This window comes from Streptomyces sp. NPDC059456, from assembly GCF_042750055.1.
Classification (GTDB): domain Bacteria; phylum Actinomycetota; class Actinomycetes; order Streptomycetales; family Streptomycetaceae; genus Streptomyces.
Map to the genome: position 1 here is coordinate 1 of NZ_JBHYVA010000422.1, position 7,473 is coordinate 7,473.

At 69.8% G+C, this 7,473-nt stretch carries 7 protein-coding genes and 1 pseudogene; all 8 read left to right on the forward strand.

Annotated features, from left to right (window positions below; genetic code table 11):
• Positions 1-1,104 (forward strand): annotated as a pseudogene (locus tag ACFXA3_RS28945) (histidine kinase); the annotation flags it as partial.
• Between the two features lie 9 nt (positions 1,105-1,113).
• A complete protein-coding gene (locus ACFXA3_RS28950; protein ID WP_008739864.1) occupies positions 1,114-1,527 on the forward strand; it encodes a roadblock/LC7 domain-containing protein in 414 nt (137 codons plus the stop codon).
• A 152-nt stretch (positions 1,528-1,679) separates the two neighbouring features.
• Positions 1,680-2,075 carry a DUF742 domain-containing protein gene (locus ACFXA3_RS28955; RefSeq protein WP_054223559.1) on the forward strand — a complete coding sequence of 132 codons (396 nt, stop codon included), beginning with the start codon at positions 1,680-1,682 and terminating at the stop codon, positions 2,073-2,075.
• Positions 2,056-2,637, forward strand: coding sequence for an ATP/GTP-binding protein (locus tag ACFXA3_RS28960; RefSeq protein ID WP_385191453.1), 582 nt, complete (start codon positions 2,056-2,058; stop codon positions 2,635-2,637). Before ACFXA3_RS28955 ends, ACFXA3_RS28960 begins: the two co-directional genes overlap by 20 nt.
• Before the next feature lie 333 nt (positions 2,638-2,970).
• Positions 2,971-6,174 carry a nitrate- and nitrite sensing domain-containing protein gene (locus tag ACFXA3_RS28965; RefSeq protein WP_385191455.1) on the forward strand — a complete coding sequence of 1,068 codons (3,204 nt, stop codon included), beginning with the start codon at positions 2,971-2,973 and terminating at the stop codon, positions 6,172-6,174.
• Between the two features lie 10 nt (positions 6,175-6,184).
• The gene (locus tag ACFXA3_RS28970; RefSeq protein ID WP_008739857.1) at positions 6,185-6,598 is read left to right on the forward strand and encodes a roadblock/LC7 domain-containing protein; all 414 of its coding nucleotides are present in this window, start codon (positions 6,185-6,187) and stop codon (positions 6,596-6,598) included.
• A 93-nt stretch (positions 6,599-6,691) separates the two neighbouring features.
• Positions 6,692-7,249, forward strand: a complete 558-nt coding sequence (locus tag ACFXA3_RS28975; protein WP_385191457.1) for a DUF742 domain-containing protein — start codon at positions 6,692-6,694, stop codon at positions 7,247-7,249.
• The coding region (locus ACFXA3_RS28980; protein WP_385191459.1) for an ATP/GTP-binding protein at positions 7,230-7,473 on the forward strand (244 nt) is incomplete at its 3' end. The genes ACFXA3_RS28975 and ACFXA3_RS28980, both read left to right, overlap by 20 nt.

A 7,473-nucleotide genomic window follows, 5' to 3' on the forward strand; every position in this document is an offset into this window, starting at 1 on the left:
CCGCAGGGCAACGGCTTCGAGCGGCCGCAGCAGCCCGCCGCCCCCACGGGCCCGGTCCCCTCGGTCCAGGCTCCCGCCGCCCCGGCCCAGCGCGGCAACCGGCCGCAGCTGCCGCCGCGCGGTGGCCCGTCCTCCCGTCCGGAACTTCCGGGTGCGGGCGGCGGTCCCGCCGGGGTCCCGCAGACCACCAGCTGGGGTGCCGACCAGTCGCGCCACGGCGGCCAGGAGGTCCCGCGCGGCCACGACGAGCTCTCGGGCCCCGGTTCGACGTCCGAGTTCCCCCGTCCTGACTTCAACGCCCCGCGCCCGCCGGCCGGCAACAGCACCACCGGCCAGTACGAGCGTCCCGACCTGCGGGCCCCGATGCCCCCGGCCGGCCAGAACATGTCCACCACCGGGCAGTTCGAGCGCCCGGAGCTGGGCGGCCCGGCGGACCCGTCCGCCACGGGGCAGTTCGCCCGCCCGGACTTCCAGGCCCCGCGGCCCGGCGGTCCCGGTGTCGGCAGCTTCCCCCAGCAGCAGCCGCAGGCTCCGCAGCTGCCGCAGGCCCCCCAGCCGGAGGCGCTGCCGCCGGCCCCGAGCCCCGGCAACGAGCGCAGCCCGATCTTCGACACGCTGGAGTCGAACTGGTTCCACCAGGAGGAGCAGCAGGCCTCCGGTCAGGCACCGGCTCCCCAGCAGCCGCAGCAGTCCGCACCGGCTCCGGCTTCCCCGCAGCGCTCGCAGCAGCCGCTGCCGCAGCGCGGCCAGGAGCCCGCGGCCGAGCCCGCCCAGGCGACGACCGGCAGTTCGCCGACCGTCAGCTGGCGGTCCTCGCCGAACGACGAGCTGATGCGGCAGGCGGAGCGCGTGCGCCAGCCCGCCGCCGGCGGCATCACCACCTCGGGGCTGCCCCGCCGGGTACCGCGGGCGAACCTCGTGGCCGGCACCGCGCAGCAGCAGGCCGACGCACAGTCGGGCCCGCAGGTCTCGCGAGCGCCGGACGACGTCCGCGGCCGTCTGACCAACCTCCGACGGGGTATCCAGCAGGGCCGTCAGGCCGGCAACAACGGCCCGGCGACCGGCAGTTACCACATCGACCCCACTTACCAGCAGGAGCGTTAGTTGAGTTCGATGAGCCAGGCGGCACAGAATCTGAACTGGTTGATCACCAACTTCGTGGACAACACCCCCGGGGTGTCCCACACGGTGGTGGTCTCCGCCGACGGCCTCCTTCTGGCGATGTCCGAAGGCTTCCCCCGCGACCGCGCCGATCAGCTGGCGGCCGTGGCCTCCGGCCTGACGTCGCTGACCGCCGGAGCCTCCCGCATCTTCGAGGGCGGCGCCGTCAACCAGACCGTGGTCGAGATGGACCGCGGATTCCTCTTCCTCATGTCCGTCTCGGACGGATCCTCACTGGCCGTGCTCGCACACCCCGAGTGCGACATCGGCCTCGTCGGCTACGAGATGGCCCTCCTCGTGGACCGCGCCGGCAGCGTCCTCACCCCGGACCTGCGCGCGGAGCTGCAGGGAAGCCTGCTCATCTGACGCCACATCTCCCGGCCGGACGGTACTTCCGGCCGGGGGAACCGGGGCTCCGGCCCCGGAACCCAGTACCACCGCCAGGCCGTCATACCGTCCCCCCACCGGCCGCCCCGTCAGACGGCACGCTGACCACTGCTGTCCAGCCCGGAGGATCAATGACCCCGCCCCCCGCCTACTCCGATGGTTACGGCGATTCGTCGTACTCGGAAGGCGACCAGCCGCTCGTTCGTCCGTACGCGATGACCGGCGGCCGGACCCGGCCCCGCTACCAGCTCGCCATAGAGGCGCTGGTGAGCACCACGGCCGATCCGATGCACCTGTCCGGCCTGCTTCCCGAGCACCAGCGCATCTGCACGCTGTGCCGCGAGGTCAAGTCGGTCGCGGAGGTCTCCGCACTGCTGTCGATGCCGCTCGGTGTCGCCCGGATCCTCGTCGCCGACCTGGCGGAGGCCGGAATGGTGGCCATCCACCAGCCGGGCAATGGAGAGGCCGGCGGCACGCCGGATGTAACGCTGCTCGAAAGGGTGCTCAGTGGACTTCGCAAGCTCTAATGGCGGAACCGCCCGCTCCACCACCTCCGCGAAGATCGTGGTGGCGGGCGGGTTCGGCGTGGGCAAGACCACGTTCGTCGGGGCCGTCTCGGAGATCAATCCGCTGCGTACCGAAGCCGTCATGACGTCCGCGTCCGCCGGCATCGACGATCTGACCCACACCGGGGACAAGACGACCACGACGGTCGCCATGGACTTCGGCCGCATCACCCTGGACCAGGACCTGATCCTGTACCTCTTCGGTACCCCGGGTCAGGACCGGTTCTGGTTCATGTGGGACGACCTCGTCCGCGGTGCCATCGGCGCCGTCGTCCTCGTCGACACGCGGCGCCTGGCGGACTGCTTCCCCGCGGTCGACTACTTCGAGAACAGCGGCCTGCCGTTCGTCATCGCCCTCAACGGGTTCGACGGACACCAGCCGTACACCCCGGAGGAAGTCCGCGAGGCGCTGCAGATCGGCCCGGACGCCCCGATCATCACCACCGACGCCCGCCACCGCGCGGACGCCAAGAGCGCGCTCATCACGCTCGTCGAGCACGCCCTCATGGCCCGACTCAAGTAACACGACCCGGGCGACGCGGCTCAAGGGCCACCACTCAAGTACCACTGGTTCTTCACAACATGAGAGGGCGGGCTGTGTCATAGGACACGGCCCGCCTTCTTGGTTCATAACGTTTCGACAGAGAATTGCAGCCACTCGGACACAGGGCGCGGTCGGGCGGTGCCGCTGCGCTCACAACCCGCTCCTTTTTTGCCGCAGCTCGCTCTTTATGTCCGATTTATGTGGCACGTAAGGTTCTGGGAATGGCTGATTCCAGGTGTTTGGAACACGGCCGTTAACCGTGCTGCAATTCAACTAACTAGCTAGTAGCACCGCCGAGAGGTTGTTGGTCGAGTGAGGCGAAGCAACGCGAGCCCCGCGGATGAACCCGCGCGTGGCAACTTCACCCCGCCGCAGCGCGCGGGCACGTCGCCCGTCGACGTACCCGTGGACCCGCCGGCGAAGAGCGGCAGCACCAGCAGGTTCGCACCCCGCAACTGGCGCGTGCCGACCAAGCTGAACGCCATCCTGCTCGTACCCGTCCTCGTCGGACTGGTCATGGGCGGCTTCCAGGTGAAGGGCTCCGTCGACAGCTGGAACGAAGCCAAGGACGCCGAGAAGACCGCCCGCATCGTCCAGGCGGCGGCCGAATACGGCCAGGCCCTCCTCAACGAGCGCGACCTCACGGCCGAACCGCTCCTGCGGGGCGACAAGAACAACGAGGCCGTCGCGAAGGCCTACGCGGCCACCGACACGGCCAAGGCCAAGTTCGCCGAGGCCGCCAAGGACCTCCCCTCCAACGCGAACCAGGGGCTGGCGCGCCGCATCGAGCTCTTCCATCAGGAGGAGCCCAAGCTCGCGGCCGTCCGCGCCACCGCCTACGTCGCGCAGGAGACGGAGAAGAAGAACCCGCCCAGCGCGAACGGTCCGATCCCGACCGAAGAGGGGTACGTGCTGGTCCAGCACTACCTCATGACGTTCTCCAACGAACTCGGCCTGGGCACCGGCAACGTCACCAGCTACGGCCGCATGGTCTACGCGGTCGAACTGGCCAAGGCCGCCAACTCGCTCCAGCGCTCGGTCGGCACCCACCTCCTCGTGCGCCCCAACGAGAACGAGCAGGTCCGCAAGGCCCAGCTCGTCGCCTTCTCCTCGTACGCCTACCTCGAGGACATCGCCATCGGCGAGTACGTCGCGGCGGGTACCGAGGACGACGTGAACCGCCTCAAGGAGGTCATGGGCAAGAAGTCGGAGGAGGGCGCCGCCAAGCTCGCCGCTGCCAAGCAGCAGGCCGAGCAGGCCGGCACCGTCTTCAAGGCTCCGCCCATGGTGAACGGCTCCGCCCTCACCGGCATGACCGACGCGATCGCGAGCGGCGACGGCAAGGCGAAGATCATCGCCGGCGGCACCACTCCGCAGGCCTGGCAGGCCGCGGCCACCGCCAAGTTCGAGGGCTACGCCGAGATCGAGAAGGAACTCCTCGCGAAGGCGGTCGACGACTCCGTCGCGCTGTCCGACTCGGCCCGCAACGACGCCATCTGGACCGGCGCCATCGTGGTCGTGGCCCTGCTCGCCGCCTTCATCCTGGCCGGCATGATGGCCCGCTCCATGAGCCGCTCGATGCGCCGGCTGCGCACCGCCGCCTTCGACGTCGCCGAGCAGCGCCTGCCGATGCTCGTCGACCAGCTCTCGCGCACCGACCCCGGCAAGGTCGACACCCGTGTCGCGCCGATCCCGATCAACTCCCAGGACGAGATCGGCGAGGTCGCCCGCGCCTTCGACCAGGTCCACCGGGAAGCGGTCCGGCTCGCCGCCGAGCAGGCGCTCCTGCGGGGCAACGTCAACGCGATCTTCACCAACCTCTCCATACGCAACCAGTCGCTGATCGAGGGCCAGCTGACCCTCATCACCGACCTGGAGAACAACGAGGCCGACCCGGACCAGCTGGAGAACCTCTTCCGCCTGGACCACCTGGCCACGCGCATGCGCCGCAACGGCGAGAACCTCCTCATCCTCGCGGGTGAGGAACCGGGCCGCCGCTGGGACCAGCCGGTCCCCCTCGTCGACGTCCTGCGCGCCGCCTCCTCCGAGGTGGAGCAGTACGAGCGCATCGAGCTCTCGGGCGTCTCCGAGGCCGAGATCCACGGCCAGGCCGTGACCGACCTCGTGCACCTGCTCGCCGAGCTCCTGGAGAACGCCACCACGTTCTCCTCCCCGCAGACCAAGGTCCGCGTCAACGCCACGCGTCTGCCCGACGGCCGCGTCATGGTCGAGATCCACGACAAGGGCATCGGCCTCACCGCCGAGGACTTCGCGGACATCAACCACAAGCTGGCCAACCCGCCGACCGTGGACGCCGCGATCTCCCAGCGCATGGGTCTCTTCGTGGTCGGCCGGCTGGCGGACCGCCACAACATCCGCGTCCAGCTGCGCCCCTCGGGCGAGGCCGCCGGCACCACGTCGCTGGTCATGCTCCCCGACGCGATCACCCATGGTGGTGGTGGCGAGGGGATCCCGGACGACGACTTCACCGTGTCGTCGATGATCCCGCAGCAGCAGGCCCAGCAGGCCGTACCGCTGCGTACGGCCGCCGAGCTCGGCTTCGACGACTCCCGGTACGAGGGCCGCGGCGCCGACCAGCAGGGCGGCGAGGGCCCCGGCATGGACCCGGTCGGCCGCTCCCTGGCCCAGCAGGACCGCCGGGCCGCTCTCGAAGCCCAGGTGGGCTACGGTCAGGAGCAGCAGGGCGAGTACGCCGAGCAGGAGTATGCGGAACCCCAGCCTGAGCACGGCTACCAGCAGTACCAGGAGTTCGAGCAGCAGCCCGAGCCCGGTTACGACACCTCGTACGACTCCCGGCAGGCCCACGGGGCCCAGCAGGGGTACGAGGGGTACCCGCAGCAGGACTACGGTTATCCGGAAGCCGGTTATCAGGATCGCCCGCAGGACGCCCCGGCGTACGACGATGGCTACGCATCCCAGTCGCAGCAGGCCGAGTGGCCCGAGCAGAACACCTATTCGGGCGGCTACCAGCAGGGATACGGGACCGAATCGGAACCCCAGTCCGGTCCCGAACCCGCCGCGGACCGCGTAGGCTTCGACCGTCCGGGCGCCGCTGCCGACACCGGCCACGAAGTGACCGGAGCGGGCCTGCCGCGACGCGGCAGCCAGCAGCAGTGGCAGCCGGCGCAGAAGGAAGCGGAGTCCACCGGATCCCTCTTCGAGCAGCGGCCGCAGCGACAGCAGCAGCCCGCCGCCCCGGAGCGGGACGAGGAAGGCAGCAACGCCTGGCGCTCGAACAACGACGAGCGCTGGCAGCAGGCCGCCAAACTCCGTGAGCCGAAGGCGGGCGGGGTCACCCCGTCCGGACTCCCTCGGCGCGTGCCCAAGGCCAACCTGGTCGAGGGCGCAGCGGAGACGACCCCGCAGGGCGGCCCCCAGGTCTCCCGCGCACCGGAGGACGTCCGCGGCAGGTTGAGCAACCTGCGGCGCGGTGTCCAGCAGGGACGCAGCGCGGGTTCTGAGCAGTCAAGTAACAGCTATGACCAGGAGCGTTAGTGTGAGCCCGATGAGCCAGGCGGCACAGAACCTGAACTGGTTGATCACCAACTTCGTGGACAACACCCCCGGGGTGTCCCACACGGTGGTGGTCTCCGCCGACGGCCTTCTTCTGGCGATGTCCGACGGATTCCCGCGCGACCGCGCCGATCAGCTGGCGGCCGTGGCCTCCGGTCTGACGTCGCTGACCGCCGGAGCCTCCCGCATCTTCGAGGGTGGCGCCGTCAACCAGACCGTGGTCGAGATGGACCGGGGATTCCTCTTCCTCATGTCCGTCTCGGACGGATCCTCGCTCGCGGTGCTCGCGCACCCCGAGTGCGACATCGGCCTCGTGGGCTACGAGATGGCCCTCCTTGTGGACCGGGCAGGCAGTGTCCTCACGCCGGAACTGCGTTCGGAGCTGCAGGGAAGTCTTCTCAACTAGCAAACAGGCAGTGCGTTTCGCGTCATCGCACCATAGGGTGCGGTGGCGCGGTTCCACAGGGAGTACTGCGTTCTTGGAGTCGGAGGAGGAAACGTGACAACACCCGGAGGTCATCCTTATGGCGGCGCTCAGCAGCCGCAGGGTGGGCAGCACGACCAGAACCGCTTCAACTTCCCCTCCTCTCCCAGCCGGCCCATGCCGGAGCACAATCCCTACCAGCAGCAGCCGTACGGCCAGCCCCAGCAGGTCCAGCCGCCTCACCGGGCTCGTCAGCAGCCCCAGCGGGGCGTCCCCCAGGCGCCCAAGGCCCACAACCCGCTGGTGCGTCCGTACGCGATGACCGGCGGCCGTACCCGGCCGCGCTACCAGCTCGCCATCGAGGCGCTGGTCAGTACCACGGCCGATCCCGCGCGGCTGCAAGGGCAGTTGCCCGAGCACCAGCGCATCTGCCGTCTGTGCCAGGAGATCAAATCCGTCGCGGAGATCTCGGCACTTCTCTCCATTCCTCTTGGTGTCGCCCGAATCCTCGTCGCCGACCTGGCGGAGGCGGGCCTTGTCGCCATTCACCAGCCCGGCGGCGACGAGTCTGCCGGCGGCCAGCCAGATGTGACACTGCTCGAAAGGGTGCTCAGTGGACTTCGCAAGCTCTAACGGCGGAGCGGCTCGCTCCACCACCTCCGCGAAGATCGTGGTGGCGGGCGGCTTCGGCGTGGGCAAGACCACGTTCGTCGGCGCGGTCTCCGAGATCAACCCGCTGCGCACCGAAGCCGTCATGACCAGCGCGTCCGCCGGCATCGACGATCTGACCCACACCGGGGACAAGACGACCACGACGGTCGCCATGGACTTCGGCCGCATCACCCTGGACCAGGACC